Below are 15,667 nucleotides of genomic sequence, written 5' to 3'. Positions count from 1 at the left end.
AATAACCCCAAACGTATAAAATCAGGAAGCTCTTCTGCCGGTAATCACGGTAGAGGAGCTTCCTTATTGCTGCGTAATGCTATTCCACAATCATATCCTGATTGCTCGATCCCGGCGGCACAATGGGGTATACATTGCTCTCCTCGGTAATATCGAACTCCATAACAACAAGCCCCTCCGTATGCAGCGCAAGTTCAATAATCTGCTCCGCTTCAGCAAGCGTGTGTGCCCGGAACCCGTGGGCGCCGAAGGACTCCGCCAAAGCGACAAAATCCGGCGAGCTGATCCGCACCGAGGAATACCGCCGGCCCAGAAACAGCTGCTGCCACTGTCTTACCATCCCCAGATACCCGTTCTTAAAGATCGCAACCTTGACGTTCAGCCCATGATCAACAGCCGTCATAATCTCCTGCATATTCATCTGAAAGCTTCCGTCGCCTGTAATACAAACCACATGGCGGTCAGGAAAAGCAACAGCGGCGCCGATTGCAGCAGGCAAGCCGTACCCCATGGTGCCCAGTCCGCCGGAGGTCAGGAACGACCGTGCTTCCGAGAACTCGTAATGCGTAGCCGTCCATATCTGATGCTGGCCGACATCTGTGGCTATAATCGCATCGCCCGCTGTAGCCTTTTGAATGCATCTGATAACCTCCTGGGGAGTCATCTTGGCATCCTGGCCCTTGCCTGATTTCACCGGACGCTTCAGCCAGGCCATGATCTGCTGATCCCAGGCGGAATGCTCCGCTGCCTGTACTTGTCCCCGTAATCCGCTAAGGAAATCTGCACAAGAACCGGTGACCGCAAGATCTATGGGAATGTTCTTGTTCAGCTCGGAGGTATCCAGATCTACTTGAATTTTATAGGAACCCGGCGAGAACGCCTTACGGTTGCCCGTTACCCGGTCACTGAACCGCACACCGAGACACAGCACAACGTCAGCACCCTGGAGTGCACGGTTGGCAGCCACTGTTCCATGCATCCCGACCATGCCCAGATGCAGGGAGTGTCCGGACGGGAAAGCTCCGAGGCCCATCAGCGTGCTGGCTACAGGAAGTCCCAGCTGCTCGGCGAATTCCTTCAGGAGTGCCGGGGTCTCCCCTTGAATACAGCCTCCGCCAATAAGCACAAGCGGCCGCTGCGCACGGTTCAGCCGCTCTGCCGCCAGCTGAATATCCGCAGGATCTATGAAATAATCGGTCTGGTACCCCCGGATAACCGGCGGGGAGGACTGAACGGAGAAGTCACCTGCTGCAGTGAATTCCGCATTCATGACATTTTTCGGCAGATCGATCAGAACCGGACCGGGCCGTCCTGTTGTCGCCACATGGAACGCCTCATGTATAATTCTTGGAAGCTCCTTGATCTCCCTAACGATATAATTGTGTTTCGTAACCGGCATCGTCATTCCGTAAATATCCACTTCCTGAAAGCTGTCCAGACCAATAAGCTCGGTGGATACCTGGCCGGTAAGGACAATTAACGGAACCGAATCCATGAAGGCGGTAGCAATTCCGGTGACGGCATTGGTTGCTCCAGGACCGCTGGTAACAAGGGCTACCCCCGGGCGTCCCGTCGCTCTTGCGTATCCGTCCGCAGCATGGACCGCAGCCTGTTCATGTCTGACCAGCACATGCTGAATCCGGTCACAATCATACAGCGCGTCGTATAAAGGCAATACGGCACCGCCGGGGTAGCCGAACAGGGTCTCAATCTTTTTCTCGATCAGCATCTCAATCAGCAGCTGTGCTCCGTTCATAAGTTCAGTTCGTCTCCCGTCATATATAATGTAGTTACAGGCTGCATTCCTGCCCGCTCAACCGCTGAATAATGCGTTCTGTGCTTAACCTCCAATATAGGACATGCCGATCTTGGTTCTGCTCCCCGCGCTCTGTTCTGTCCGCTCATCGGAATAGCGGTCAGCGCGCTTCTCCCAGACGTCCCTGATGGCAGCCAGCAGATGTTGATCATCCGCACCGCTGCGGAGCATTGCCCTGAGATCAAAGCCGTCCGATGCGAACAGGCAGGTATACAGCTTGCCGTCGGAAGACAGCCGGGCCCGCGTGCAGGAGGAGCAGAAGGATTCGGATACGGAAGTGATAAAGCCGATCTGCGCCTGACTTCCTTTGTAGCCATAACGCTGCGCAACCTCGCCGAAATAATGGTGCTCCAGGGCTTCCAGCACAAATGTACCCTGGAGGCGCTCCAGAATTTCTTGTTTGGTAACGACCTTCTCATAGCTCCAGCCGTTGTCGTTGCCGGCATCCATGAATTCGATGAAGCGCAGCGTTATATTTCTATCCTTGAAGTAGGCCGCCATCGGCACAATCTCCGATTCGTTCACCCCTCTTTGTACCACCATGTTTACTTTGACCTCAAAGCCGGCTGCTATGGCATAATCAATATGCCTTAAAATCGCTCCAGGCTTGTAACCCCGCCCGTTCATTCTGCCGAACAGCTCAGGCTCCAGAGCATCCAGGCTGACATTCAGCCTGCGGAGTCCCGCAGCATAGAGCGGCATTGCCTGCCCCCCCAGCAGTACCCCGTTGGTCGTCAGCCCCATATCTTCGACACCACTTATAGCGCGGATTCCGGCAACAAGCTCGGGCAGGCTCCGCCGCATGAGCGGCTCGCCTCCGGTAAGCCTGATTTTGCTTACGCCAAGGGAGACGAAGAGCTTCGTCAGCCGGAGAATTTCAGCAAAGGTAAGCAGCCCGCTTGCCGGGAGGAAGGCATAATCCTCTCCGAACACTTCCTTCGGCATGCAGTAGGAACAGCGGAAATTACACCGGTCTGTTACCGAAATCCGCAAATCATGAATCGGCCGCCGCAGCTGGTCCTGCAATGGATGAGCAGTCATATGTCTATCCCCCTTCCGGTAAGCTTACAGCACCCATTCGTCCGTACCTTCTTCAACGCCGAGGAGCAGTACATCCACAGGATCCCCTGCAGCATAACCTCTTGTCCCGCCCGGCAGCACAATCAGCGAATTCCCGCGTGCGATGGAGGATACCGCATTTGATTTATTGAAGCCGGCAGGACGCACCGAGGTCCGGTCATGAACAGCCCGGATAAACCGGGTGAACGGATTGGCCTTCGGGAAATCCTCTGCCAGTATTGCTGTCGTACGCGGCAGATAGACTTTATCTGCCCCCATCATCGTTAGCAGGGCGGGTCTGACAAACAGCTCGAAGCCTGTGAAGCACGCAGACGGATTGCCGGACAATCCGAACAGGCACTTCTCCCCGGCAACTGCGACTGTAGTCACGCTGCCCGGACGCATCGCCACCTTGTTGAACAGTACATCGGCCCCGAGGCGCTTGTATATTTCCGGCAAGTAGTCATAGTCGCCGACGGATACGCCGCCTGTGGTGATCAGGCAGTCTGTTTCTGTCATCGCCTGCCGGACCGTCAGCAGGCATTCTTCCAACTTGTCCGCTGCCGTATCGTACATCCGGTAAGGGATCCCCATCCGGGCGAGCTGGGCAGCGATCATCGGCCCGTTGCTGTTGCGGATTCTACCGGGTACGAGCGGAGCCGTCACCTCCAGCAGCTCGGTTCCCGTTGACAATATGCCTACAACCGGCCGCTTGCCGACCCGCACCTCCCCGTACCCGAAGGTAGCCAGCAGCGCCACAGTTCCGGGATGAATGAAGCTGCCTGCCGGAACGATCCTTTCTCCTGACCGCATATCTTCACCCTGCAGGGACAGATTCTCCTGCGGGGCAAAGGCTTTGCGGATGGTAAACGTCCGGCCCGCTTCCGAGGCCTGTTCGAACATGACTACCGCATCTGCACCCGCCGGCAGCGCGGCTCCCGTCATCAGACGGACGGCTTCGAATGCCCCAAGCGTAACCTGAGATATCTCCCCTGCGCCGATATGATCTACAACCGTGAAGCTGATCCGGCTGTTGCCGGAAGCACCAACTGAATCTGCCGAAGCAATTGCATACCCGTCATAGGGGGACCGCGTAAAATGCGGAACATCATGGGTTGCCGTCAACGGCTCCGCCAGGATGCGTCCATAGCTTGCGGCAAGCGGCACTCTTTCTGTACCTGTGCAGCACACTCTTTCGGTTACCCGGAATACAGCCTCCGCCACGGTAACCGGATTTCTGGTCTTTTCCACCTTCATCTGCTCCTAACTTGATGCCGGACCCAGTAGAATCGGCTATGCCGTCCTGTATGGAAAGGGATTGGCTGCAGCGGTTCAACGCCACTTCCTCCGGTTATTTCTGCGTAATATCGCTGAATGTGCCTACATACCGGACATCCTCGCCGGTGTCATCCTTCACAGCGCTGATGTTCAGCCACTGCAGATACTCTTCCCCGTTCTTGCGCCTGTTCCAGATTTCACCCTGCCACATTCCCGTCTCCCTGACCTCCCCCCACATGACGCGGTAGAATTCTTTGGATTGGCGGCCTGACTTGAGAATGCTGGGCTGTCTGCCGAGAACCTCGTCTTCCGTATAGCCGGTGAGCTTCGTGAAGGCCGGATTGACGGTCTTAATCAAACCGGAAACATCGGTAACCAGAATCCCCTGTCCGGTAGAATTGAACACTTCAGAGGTAAGCGCAAGCCGGTCCTGGAAATAGAGCCACACGACCAGCACCAGACTGGCCAGCGCCACCTGGGAGAGCAGCATGAACCCGATGGAATATTGCCCGGTCGCCGAATAAATCACCGACAGCATGATCGGAGGGAAAAAGCCGCCCAGGCCGCCCATCATCGATACAATTCCGTTCGCGACACCCGCCTGCTTATTGAAGTACAGCGGAACTAATTTGAAAATGACTCCGTTACCGATTCCTGCACTGAACGCAATCGCAAGGCATCCGGCTGTATATAATCCCATATCTGGCATAAAGGCCAGGATAATAGCTGCAATTGTATAGATACTGAATGTGCCGGTAAGCAGGAACAACGGCTGGAACTTGTCGGCAAACCAGCCGCCTACCGGACGGAAGAAGGTCGCAACGGCGATGAAGCCGGCTGTGCGCATCCCGGCATCCACCTTGTCCAGACCGAAATTCGATACCAGAAAGTTAGGCAGATAAATCGTGAAGGCCACAAAGGAGCCAAAGGTAATGAAATAGAACAAGGAGAACAGCCAGAGCTTCTCATTTTTGGATACGCCTTTGATTTGCTCGATAATCGGTGTTTTGAGCTTAGGCTCATGACGGTCCCCGAAGAAGAAATTCAAGGCGATGAACACCAGCAGCAGAATCAGATACATTTTCACCGCAGGGGCCCAGCCTATCTGTGCTGCCACCATCGGAGCCGAGAAGGTTGTGACCGCCGTGCCGATATTCCCGATCCCGTAGATTCCGTTGATCAGACCATGCTTATCTTTGGGGAAATATTTCGGCAGAGAGGTCACCCCCACCGAGAATACGGCCCCGCCGATTCCAAGGAACAGGCCTCCGATAATCAAGTGAGTAACCGTGGACGCTTCACTGATGAAGTAGACCGGAAACAACAGCAGGATAAAGCTGGACATAAAAATAATGCGTGCTCCCAGAATGTTCGCATAATAGCCCAAAGGAATTCTTAGAATCGAGCCAAGCACCACCGGAATCGCTGTGACCATCGCAAGTCTTCCCGGAGGGATGCTGATGTCCTCGGAAATAAAGGGCATCAGGGAAGAGATGATCACCCACACCATGAATCCGGTAATCAAGTTTAAGGTTTGTAGCGGCAATTGCACTTTTTTAATCATTCGACTCACCTTTTCGCCGTTTATTCTCTTGATTATTCGTATGAATACTTCCTGTACTCATTGTATCCGCCGGTCCCCCGGCTCAGATATAGGGGAGTCCCCTTTCCCTGACAGGGGAAACCCTAAAAAAAATAACCCCGCACAGCGGGGCATTGCTCCAGACCTTATTCACTCCTGCAACTCCTGCCACAAACGAAACATCTTACATATTCTCTTTCGCCTTCTTCGGACTTCGGCCTCTGTTACATTAGTTGGAAAAACGTATCTTAATTTTATTATTCCGGATCATGTAAAGGAATTAGTTGGATAAACGTCACTTAATTTTATTTATTTCCTCTAATCTGACTGTTTGCAGCATATTAAGTGCTGTTTTTCCAACTGCTGTTTGACAGGGTAGGCTTTGTTCACTAACAAGTGGAGAAAATCCAATTATTTTCGGAAGAAGCTGCATTTAAACCTAACCCATGCTGTTACAAGTGACTTAATCTGCCTCCCCCGATTTATCCACATTTCTTGTTGTCTAATTTCCTGTGCACTAAAAAAGCCGCCCCACATAGGAGCAGCCTATTCATGCATTCTCACGTAATAAGCGTATTCAGCTGTTGGCTTAACCGCTCTTTGTCCTTCGTGCTAAGCTGGTGCTCGGCCATCGGAAAGATAACCGCCTCTTCTTTGACAAAGTGTACCGTCAGCACCTCAAAGGCTTCCCCTGCATCCTTCACCGCAGCACGGATATCCTCAAACGTCATCAGTTCGGCATTGCCCTCTGTGTGATGCAGGAAATGTCCAATATACCATTCAATCTCGCGGTGCTCCTCCTGGAGGCCGACCAGCGGCCCTTGTTCAAAACCGATGTAACGGCCCAGCAGCGGAAAAAAATGCGTTTCTTCCTTCACGGTATGCTTCTTCAGCGGGCCCGTAAACTCCAGAACCGCCTTACGCAGCTTATGAAGCTGAGCCCTGGCTTCTTCCGGAGCGGGCTGCTCCCTCTCAAACCAAAGTACGATCTCATGCCATTCTTCCATCAGAAAGGATAAATAGCGGTGTTCATTCTCAAGAATGCGCATGGCGGGCACCGTAAACTTGAGCCCTGCATGTTCCGGCATCAAGGCTTACCTCCATTCGCCGGTCAGAAATCCAGCATTTTTTTCCTCAAAGCATACTCGACCAGCTCGGGCCGGCTCTTAAGGTTTAATTTCTCCATAATTTTCGCCTTGTGGGCTTCCACTGTTTTCACTGAAATGAACAGCTTCTCGGCGATTTCCTTGTTCCCGTATCCCTTGGCGATGAGCGGCAGGATCTCCAGCTCCCGCTTGGATAACAGCTCGAACAGATCCTCTGTGCCTGCCGTTTTATCCTGCTTAATGAACTCACGGACCAGCGAGGTTGCCATCTTGGGATGAATATAGGTGCCGCCTTCATAAATGGTCCGGATGGCCAGCAGCAGCTCCTCGTCCGGCGCACTCTTGAGCACATAACCGGAGGCCCCGTTCTTCAGCACATGGAAGAGATATTCATCATCATCATGCATCGTCAGAATCAGGATTTTGGTATCGGGGTAATCCTCTTTAATCTTGCCGGTAGCGGTCAGCCCGCTCTCACCCGGGGGCATGCTTAAATCCATAATCAGAATGTCCGGCCGGAATTTGGCTACCATGGTGTAAGCTTCCCTGCCGTCTGCCGCCGCCCCGATCACTTCAATGTCATTCTGAAAATTGAGAATCATGGAGAATCCGCTGCGTACGATCGCATGGTCGTCTGCAATGACGATCTTCATCAGAAGCTCATTCCTTTCCTCGCGCAAATCATACAGGCACCTGTAAAATAATCACCGTACCCCTGCCTATCTCTGAATCTACGCTGAAGGTGCCGCCCACCAGCTCCGCCCGCTCCTGCATGCCAAACAGGCCAAGTCCGGTTCCATCCGGCTCGTCACCCTGATTAAAGCCGGTTCCCTTATCCTCTACCCGAAGCAGCAGTACGCCGTCCTTTTCGGTAAGGGAAACTTTAACACTGTCAACCTGCGCATACTTCAGGGCGTTCAGCACCGCCTCCTGGCACACACGGTACATGACGGTTTCGATCTCACTCCCATACCGTTTCTCGGAGAGCCGGGACTCATAATCAATCACCAGGCCATAGGTTTGCTCCACCCGCTTGAAGTGTGACCGGAATGCGGCCTCCAGACCGAAATCATCCAGGGCCGCCGGCCTAAGCTCTACCGAAAGGTTGCGGATATCATTCAGAAGCCGGGTCATGGAGACCTCGGTCTGCTTCATCTTCTTCAGCAGCTGCTCATCCGCTGTCATATATTTCAGCACACGCAGATCAATCACGGCACTCATCAGCTCCTGGGCTACGCTGTCATGCAGTTCCCGGGAGATCCGCTTGCGTTCATTCTCCTGCGCCTCAATGATATGCTTCATCATTTTGTTCTGGTAGAACTTCTCTTGCGTCTTGAACTGTCTGGTCAGATCCCTAAGCATAAATACTCTGATACCCTTCTCGTCATCTATGGTGTGAAAGGTGGCGGCATAAGGGACAATCCCCTTATCCTTCGTCTCCAGATATACCTGGTATGAGGTGAACTCCTCGGAGTCCGGTGTATGAAAATAACAATTGAGGCAGGTACGGAGCTCCGTCTCACTCGTGTATCCCCGGCAGGTCCCGCAAAGCGCCTCAGGATTCCCCTGATACAGCTGCTTCAGAATATCCTTGTCCACGATGTTCTCGGCAGCCGGATTCATGGCCAGGGCTTTCCCTTGCCGGTCAAAAAAGAACATCGCCTCCGAGCTGTTCTCAAACAGCTTTGTCATGAGCAGACTCTGCAGATCCGTTCCGGGTGTCATCAACTGAGCAACAATTCCTTTCCGTTCAAGTCTCCAATCCCCTTACGCGCTGCCCTGTCCAGGTCCCCCAGCATGTCAGGGCTTACCTGCCGTTCGCCCCTGAAACCGCCAAGAAGCACGCCTGCAACACGGGCATCATTCCACACCGGCACAGCCCCTATGCTGCTCAGATTCTCCATCTTGGTAATGGGATAGTTAAACAAGGTGTCCGGCTGCACATCTGTCTGCACAGACGGGATTAAGAAAGGCTTGCCGGTCTTGAACACGATGCCGGCAATCCCTCTGCCGGATTGAAGGACAATCCGTTTGTAACGGTCCGTTGTGTTCCCTGAGGCGTATTTCCACCGGATGACATAGTCATATTCCGCCGGTTCAGCAAAAGCCAGCGACATGAAGTCATATCCCAAAGCTAAGCGCATCCGGTCAAGCTCGATTTGGTAATCCACCTTATTGTTCATCGTTTCTCTCCTCATTTGAACAGGGAAAGAAATTCACCCGGCTCTTTCCGTTAATTCGATTTATTTCTTCTGTATAGGATATAACTTCTGCCTACATAATTCAACGGAACACTCCATACATGGACGAGCCGGGTGAACGGCCAAAAGGCAAAGATCGCAAACCCTGACAGAATGTGAAGCTTGAAGGAAAACGGCACCTCACCCATCAGCGACGGGTCCGGCCGGAACATGAATAAACCGCGGAACCAGACAGAAATCGTATCACGGTAATCAAACTCAGGCTGTACGGCATTCGTTACAATCGTGGAGTACATCCCCATAAACACGATGAACAGGAGGAGGGAGTTGACGATCAGGTCCGATGCGCTGCTGAGCCGGCGGACGTTCTTCAGCGTAAAGCGCCGCGAGGTCAGGATCAGCATCCCGAGCAGGGTAGCTGCGCCGAAGATTCCCCCGATATATACCGCGCCGATGTGGTAGAGATGATCACTCACACCGACGGCCTCCAGCCAAGATTTCGGGACAGCGAGCCCGCCGATATGGCCCAAAATAACCGGCATAATGCCGAGATGAAACAGAATGCTGCCGAATTTCAGCTGTTTCTTTTCAATAAATTCACTTGATTTAGCTGTCCAGTTGAATTGATCCTTACGGTAACGGAAGATATGGCCGCCGATAAAGACCACCAGACACATATAGGGGAAAATGACCCATAAAAACTGACCTGACATATTCATTGACTCAGGGCCTCCTGTTCAACACAAGCTTTGAAGGTTTCGCGCAATCCCTTAACCAGATGGTAATAGGGACTTTCATTCCGCTCCAGCGCCTTGAGCAGATGGTAGGTGCCGTCCTCAAGAATCGCCATCAGCATCCTGAAATTCTCCGGCGCTCCCGGGACCTCCAGCCACTGCGCGGCATATATAAATTCACACATCAGCGGTAAATAATCAGGCAGCTCCCCCTCCGGCATGGCAAGGCCGAACATTTCGTACAGAAGCTTCAGCTTGGCGAGCATCTGCCCCCGTTCCTTGGCCTCCTCGAATTTGAAATAGGTCATATACAGCGCGCAGTCCTTCTGAAAATCAAAGGTGGCCGCATAGCTCTCCTGAATCTCATCCAGGCTGAAGCTCTGCATTTGCTTCCAATAGGCATGCACGTGGGCATAACCCGGATGAGTGCTGTCAAACGCCTCTTCCAGAAAAGCCGGATGAAAGTCCAGCTTCTCCGGATACATCAGCTGCAGGGCGAAATAACCGAAGGATTCCTTGTAATCATGCAGTTTGATCAGATCAATCACGCCAAATCCCCCCGTAGAAATTCTCTTCATACATTTCCTTGCCGGTCTTCATGGTGTCGCCGGAAGGGCTGGCCGGTCCGCACCCGTCACAGCCGGAGCCGGAGCCGGAGCCGGAGCCCATGTCTCCCATCCCGCTGCCGTAACCCGCCGAGCCTTGGGCACGGTAAGGATTCATGTGCTGCTCCTTGTGGGAGGTCGGGATGACGAAACGGTCTTCATATTTGGCAATCGCAAGCAGCCGGTACATTTCCTCTGTCTGCTGTGCGGTCATGCCAACACGATCCAGACGGGTAAGATCGAATTCCCGGCCGGTGGACTGGGCGCGCATATAGGAGCGCATCATCGCCATCCGCTGCAGGGCTTCTTTGACCGTTTCCGTGTCGCCGGCCGTCAGCATGTTCGCCAGATACTGGATCGGTGTGCGCATCTCCTCGATGGCCGGGAAGATCATATCGGGATTCTTCAGCGAATCCTTGCCTTCGAAATAATTCATAATCGGGCTAAGCGGCGGTACATACCACACCATAGGCAGTGTGCGGTATTCCGGGTGAAGCGGGAAGGCCAGCTTGTGCTCAATCGCCAGCTTATAGACCGGCGAGTTCTGGGCGGCTTCCAGCCAATCCTCGGAGATGCCGTCTTTTCTCGCCTGCGCCATAATCTCCGGATCATGCGGGTTCAGGAACAGATCACATTGCGCCTTGTATAAATCCTTCTCGTCCGGCGTGGATGCCGCCTCAAGAACCTTGTCGGCGTCATACAGCAGTACCCCGAGATAGCGGATCCGGCCGGTACAGGTCTCGGAGCATACTGTAGGCAGCCCGGCTTCCACGCGCGGGAAGCAGAAGGTGCACTTCTCTGCTTTGTTGGTCTGCCAGTTGAAATATACTTTTTTGTACGGACAGCCGGTCATGCAGTATCTCCAGCCGCGGCAGGCTTCCTGATCCACGAGGACAATGCCGTCCTCATCCCGCTTGTACATCGCACCGGAAGGACAGGAGGCGACACAGCTTGGATTCAGGCAGTGCTCACAGAGGCGCGGCAGATAGATCATGAACGATTTCTCGAAGTTGAATTTGATTTCTTCTTCGATCTTCTGGATATTCGGGTCCAGCGGGCCGGTTACATGGGCTCCCGCCAGATCATCCTCCCAGTTCGGTCCCCATTCCAGATCCATCTTCTCGCCGGTTACAGCGGAATGGGCCCGCGCCACCGGGGAATGCTTTTGTTCCCCCGCATTCGTCAGATGCTCGTAGTTGTACGTCCACGGCTCATAATAATCCTTCATCTCCGGCATGTCGGGGTTGTAGAAGATTTTGCCGAGTGCGATCTTGGACAGCTTATTGCCGGATTTCAGCTCCAGCTTCCCCTTGCGCAGCTGCCAGCCGCCCTTGTAGAGCTCCTGGTCCTCCCAGCGTTTCGGATAACCGATACCGGGCTTCGTTTCCACGTTATTGAACCACATATATTCCGCACCCTTGCGGTTCGTCCAGGTCGTCTTGCAGGTCACGCTGCAGGTGTGGCAGCCGATGCATTTATCCAGGTTCATTACCATTGCCACTTGCGCTTTAATTTTCAAGCCAGTTGACCTCCTTCATTTTGCGGACGGCTACGTAGACATCACGCTGGTTGCCGATCGGACCATAGTAGTTGAAGCCGTAGCTGAGCTGTGCATATCCGCCGACCATCTGGGTAGGCTTCAGATGAATCCGGGTAGGCGCATTGTGGCTTCCGCCGCGCGTATCCGTAATTTCAGAACCCGGCACCTGAATGTGCTTGTCCTGGGCGTGGTACATGAACATGGTACCTCTCGGCATCCGGTGGCTGACTACCGCGCGTGCCGTTACGACACCGTTGCGGTTATAGACCTCGAGCCAGTCATTATCAGCAATCTGATGGGCCGCAGCATCCTCATTATTAATCCACACCGTTGGACCGCCCCGGAACAATGTCAGCATGTGCTGGTTATCCTGATAGGTTGAATGGATGTTCCATTTCCCGTGCGGTGTCAGATATCTCAGAACCAGGGCATCGGTTCCGCCCTTCACTGCCTTGTCACGCGGGCCGAAGACCATCGGAGGCAGCGTCGGCTTGTAGACCGGCAGCGCTTCGCCGAACTGCTGGAAGATCTCATGGTCAATGTAGAAATGCTGTCTTCCCGTCAGGGTCCGGAACGGAACGAGACGTTCAATATTCGTGGTGAACGGGGAATAACGCCGTCCCTGCTTGTTCGAGCCGCTGAATACCGGGGTCGGAATCACTTCGCGCGGCTGTGCGGTAATGCTCTGGAACGTAATTTTCTCGGCCGCCCGGTCTGCCGAGATATCCCTCAGCTCTACACCTGAATCCTTCTCCGCTGCAGCATAAGCCTTCTGGGAGACGCGGCCGTTGGTGGCTGAAGACAGATGAAGAATGGTATCTGCGGCCTGACGGGCGGTTAGCAGCTTCGGCAGTCCGTTCTTAATCGATTCATCGTAATGCACGCCGCTGATCTTCTTGAGTTCCTCATATTCTTCAGCGACAGAGAAGCTGATGCCGTGCGCGCCTGCCTTGCCGGTTTCCAGATTCGGTCCAAGTGAAGTGTATTTGTCATGAATCTGGGTGTAATCCCGCTCCACAATGGTGAAGTTCGGCATAGTTTTACCCGGAATGGCCGGCACTTCGCCCTTGGCCCAGTCTTTGACCAGACCCATCGGCTGCGAAATTTCGCTGATGGAGTCATGGCCCAACGGTGACATCACAACATCCTTATAGACGCCGGGCAGCTGCGACTTCGCCATCTCGGAGAATACCTCTGACAATTGGCGGTAGATATCCCAGTCGGAACGGGATTCCCATAGCGGATTCACGGCCGGATTGAACGGATGCACAAACGGATGCATGTCGGTGGACGACAGGTCAGTCTTCTCATACCACGTTGCGGCCGGCAGCACGACATCCGCATAGAGCGGTGTGGTGGTCATCCGGAAATCCAGGGCAACCATCAGGTCGAGCTTGCCCTCCACATCCCCGCGCCAGACAATCTCCTCCGGCTTCTGCTCTTCATTCGGCTCGGCCAGGAGACCATCGGAGGCTCCAAGCAGATGCTTCATGAAGTATTCCTGCCCTTTGGCAGAGCTGGAGATCAGGTTTGAGCGCCAGATGAACAGGGAGCGTGGGAAGTTCTCCGGTGCGCCGGGATCTTCCACGGCAAACCGTGTTTTCCGCGAGGTGATCTCTTCCACGGTGTGGCTGATAATCTCTGCATTCGTCTTCTTCCCCTGCTGCGCAGCCTCCTCGGCGAACAGCAGGCTGTTCTTGTTAAATTGCGGGAAGGAAGGCAGCCAGCCGAGACGTGCAGCCAGCACGTTATAGTCCGCCGGATGCTGGTAAGCTACATCCCCGCCCGTCGGTGATTTCAGCGAATCAGTGCCGCTCTCCTCATAACGCCATTGCTCTGTGGCAAAGTAGAAGAAGGATGTCGCGTTCTGCTGGCGTGCCGGACCCTGCCAGTCCTTGGCAAAGGCAACCGTTGACCAGCCTTCAATCGGGCGGCATTTCTCCTGGCCGACATAATGCGCCCAGCCGCCGCCGTTAACACCCTGGGAAGCGGTCAGCACCACCAGATTCAGAATGGAACGGTAGATGGTATCACTGTTGAACCAGTGGTTGATCCCTGCGCCCATGATGATCATGGAGCGCCCGCCCGTATCCAGCGAATTCTGGGCGAATTCGCGGGCAATCTGCACGACGACACTCGCCTTCACCGTCGTAATCTTCTCTTGCCAGGCCGGGGTGTACGGAGAGGATTCATCCTCATACCCCTTGGCATTAAGCGGGCTGTCTGTACGCGCCACGCCATACTGGCTCATCATCAGATCATAGACTGTGGCGGCATAACGTTCTGTGCCGTCGGCGAGCCGTATGGTCCGGGCCGGAATCATCCGTCTGAACGTGCCGTTGCCCGCATTATCAAAGAACGGGAACACGATTTCCGTCCACTCTTCCCCATGGCCCTCAATGGTCAGGGCCGGCTCGACCCTGCTGCCGTCCTCCCGCTCGAGAATCAGGTTCCACTTCTTGCCCTCTTCCCAGCGCTGCCCCATCGTACCGTTCGGAACCATCATCTCACCCGCTGCTTCGTCGAAGATGACCGGCTTCCAGTCCGAGTGCGGGGAGGTATCTCCTAGATCACTCGCCCGCAGGAAACGTCCGCCCTTCAGGGCATCCTCATGAGGGTCAAGCAGAATCAGGAACGGCATATCTGTATATTGCTTCGCATAATTCAGGAACATCGGCTCCTGTCGTTCCTGGTAGAACTCCTGCAGGATGACATGCGTCATGGCCTGGGCAAGCGCAGCGTCCGAGCCTGGATTCGGAGCCAGCCAGTTGTCGGCGAATTTGACGTTCTCGGCGAGATCCGGCGCGACCGACACGACTTTGGTTCCCTTATAGCGTACTTCCGTCATAAAGTGGGCATCCGGCGTGCGGGTTAGCGGTACATTAGAGCCCCACATCATCAGGTAACCGGCGTTGTACCAGTCCGAAGATTCCGGCACATCCGTCTGCTCCCCCCAGATCTGCGGCGAAGCCGGAGGAAGATCGGCATACCAGTCATAGAAGCTCAGCATTTGACCGCCGAGGAGGGAGATGAACCGCGCCCCCGAGGCGTAGCTGACCATCGACATAGCCGGAATCGGGGTGAAGCCCGCGATCCGGTCGGGGCCGTATTTACGGATTGTATAGATCAGCTGTGCGGAGATAAGCCGCAGCGCGTCGTCCCAGGCCACACGGATATGGCCGCCTTTCCCGCGCGCTTTCTTGTACTGGCTTGCCTTCTCAGGGTCTTCAACAATGCTGGCCCAGGCATCGACATAATTGTCATGCTCCTGGAGCGCCGTCTGCCACAGCCGCCACAGCTTCCCTCTGATATACGGGTATTTCACGCGCAGCGGGCTGTATTCGTACCAGGAGAAGGTAGCTCCGCGGGGACAGCCGCGCGGCTCAAATTCCGGCATGTCCGGCCCGCAGGAAGGATAGTCAATCTGCTGGTTCTCCCAGGTAATGATTCCGTTCTTCACGAACACCTTCCAGCTGCAAGAGCCTGTACAGTTGACTCCGTGAGTGGTGCGCACTACTTTATCGTGAGACCAGCGCTGGCGGTACATATTCTCCCAATCTCTGTTTTTCTCTTCAAGAATGGACCAGTTCCCGGAATAGCTCTCCACCGGTTTAAAAAAGTTAAGGCCGAATTTCTTCTTCATCGCTCAGGAACACTCCCTTCAAAATCTATTCAGTTAAGTCCATTATGGATCTCCCCGGCCCGGCTTCCCATTAGGGAAACACCTATTGAACCTCGGGAATTCC

General features: G+C 54.3%; 12 protein-coding genes. All 12 read right to left on the bottom strand.

The genetic code is table 11. The annotated features are described in order from the left end of the window. Positions 1-79: 79 nt before the first annotated feature. On the bottom strand, positions 80-1,756 hold the full coding sequence (gene ilvB / locus NSU01_RS08320) for a biosynthetic-type acetolactate synthase large subunit (RefSeq protein WP_076242512.1): 1,677 nt from the start codon (positions 1,754-1,756) through the stop codon (positions 80-82). 84 nt (positions 1,757-1,840) lie between these two features. Continuing rightward, positions 1,841-2,857 (bottom strand): GTP 3',8-cyclase MoaA, encoded by a 1,017-nt coding sequence (gene moaA / locus NSU01_RS08315; RefSeq protein ID WP_076242511.1) that lies wholly within the window; start codon positions 2,855-2,857, stop codon positions 1,841-1,843. A gap of 24 nt (positions 2,858-2,881) precedes the next feature. Then, on the bottom strand, positions 2,882-4,132 hold the full coding sequence (gene glp / locus NSU01_RS08310; protein WP_076242510.1) for a gephyrin-like molybdotransferase Glp: 1,251 nt from the start codon (positions 4,130-4,132) through the stop codon (positions 2,882-2,884). A gap of 94 nt (positions 4,133-4,226) precedes the next feature. Next, on the bottom strand, positions 4,227-5,717 hold the full coding sequence (locus NSU01_RS08305; RefSeq protein WP_076242509.1) for a nitrate/nitrite transporter: 1,491 nt from the start codon (positions 5,715-5,717) through the stop codon (positions 4,227-4,229). A gap of 578 nt (positions 5,718-6,295) precedes the next feature. Next, complete coding sequence (locus NSU01_RS08300; RefSeq protein WP_076242508.1) at positions 6,296-6,823, bottom strand: hemerythrin domain-containing protein; 528 nt, start codon at positions 6,821-6,823, stop codon at positions 6,296-6,298. Positions 6,824-6,846: 23 nt separating this feature from the next. Continuing rightward, positions 6,847-7,494, bottom strand: a complete 648-nt coding sequence (locus NSU01_RS08295) for a response regulator transcription factor (protein ID WP_039308190.1) — start codon at positions 7,492-7,494, stop codon at positions 6,847-6,849. A 28-nt stretch (positions 7,495-7,522) separates the two neighbouring features. Further along, positions 7,523-8,566: a sensor histidine kinase gene (locus tag NSU01_RS08290; RefSeq protein WP_042134710.1), complete on the bottom strand. Its 1,044-nt coding sequence runs from the start codon at positions 8,564-8,566 to the stop codon at positions 7,523-7,525. Further along, entirely contained in the window at positions 8,566-9,024 is a 459-nt protein-coding gene (locus tag NSU01_RS08285; protein ID WP_076242507.1) for a GAF domain-containing protein, read from the bottom strand. The genes NSU01_RS08290 and NSU01_RS08285 overlap by 1 nt, the downstream gene beginning before the upstream one ends. Positions 9,025-9,074: 50 nt before the next feature. Then, positions 9,075-9,761 (bottom strand): respiratory nitrate reductase subunit gamma, encoded by a 687-nt coding sequence (narI, locus tag NSU01_RS08280; RefSeq protein ID WP_042134707.1) that lies wholly within the window; start codon positions 9,759-9,761, stop codon positions 9,075-9,077. Further along, the gene (narJ, locus tag NSU01_RS08275) at positions 9,758-10,324 is read right to left on the bottom strand and encodes a nitrate reductase molybdenum cofactor assembly chaperone (RefSeq protein ID WP_039308160.1); all 567 of its coding nucleotides are present in this window, start codon (positions 10,322-10,324) and stop codon (positions 9,758-9,760) included. Before narJ ends, narI begins: the two co-directional genes overlap by 4 nt. Further along, entirely contained in the window at positions 10,317-11,900 is a 1,584-nt protein-coding gene (narH, locus tag NSU01_RS08270; protein WP_076242506.1) for a nitrate reductase subunit beta, read from the bottom strand. The genes narJ and narH overlap by 8 nt, the downstream gene beginning before the upstream one ends. After that, entirely contained in the window at positions 11,890-15,564 is a 3,675-nt protein-coding gene (locus NSU01_RS08265) for a nitrate reductase subunit alpha (RefSeq protein WP_076242505.1), read from the bottom strand. The genes narH and NSU01_RS08265 overlap by 11 nt, the downstream gene beginning before the upstream one ends. Positions 15,565-15,667 lie beyond the last annotated feature (103 nt).

Source organism: Paenibacillus sp. FSL H8-0259 (assembly GCF_037963255.1).
Lineage (GTDB): Bacteria > Bacillota > Bacilli > Paenibacillales > Paenibacillaceae > Paenibacillus_AQ > Paenibacillus_AQ phytohabitans.
Note: the sequence above shows the minus strand (reverse complement) of the source record. Positions and strands in the feature narration are given on the sequence as shown.

Coding starts and splice junctions, on each gene's coding strand:
- ilvB (WP_076242512.1), bottom strand. CDS start 1,756: ATGAACGGAGCACAGCTGCTGATTGAGATGCTGATCGAGAAAAAGATT.
- moaA (WP_076242511.1), bottom strand. CDS start 2,857: ATGACTGCTCATCCATTGCAGGACCAGCTGCGGCGGCCGATTCATGAT.
- glp (WP_076242510.1), bottom strand. CDS start 4,132: ATGAAGGTGGAAAAGACCAGAAATCCGGTTACCGTGGCGGAGGCTGTA.
- NSU01_RS08305 (WP_076242509.1), bottom strand. CDS start 5,717: ATGATTAAAAAAGTGCAATTGCCGCTACAAACCTTAAACTTGATTACC.
- NSU01_RS08300 (WP_076242508.1), bottom strand. CDS start 6,823: ATGCCGGAACATGCAGGGCTCAAGTTTACGGTGCCCGCCATGCGCATT.
- NSU01_RS08295 (WP_039308190.1), bottom strand. CDS start 7,494: ATGAAGATCGTCATTGCAGACGACCATGCGATCGTACGCAGCGGATTC.
- NSU01_RS08290 (WP_042134710.1), bottom strand. CDS start 8,566: ATGACACCCGGAACGGATCTGCAGAGTCTGCTCATGACAAAGCTGTTT.
- NSU01_RS08285 (WP_076242507.1), bottom strand. CDS start 9,024: ATGAACAATAAGGTGGATTACCAAATCGAGCTTGACCGGATGCGCTTA.
- narI (WP_042134707.1), bottom strand. CDS start 9,761: ATGAATATGTCAGGTCAGTTTTTATGGGTCATTTTCCCCTATATGTGT.
- NSU01_RS08265 (WP_076242505.1), bottom strand. CDS start 15,564: ATGAAGAAGAAATTCGGCCTTAACTTTTTTAAACCGGTGGAGAGCTAT.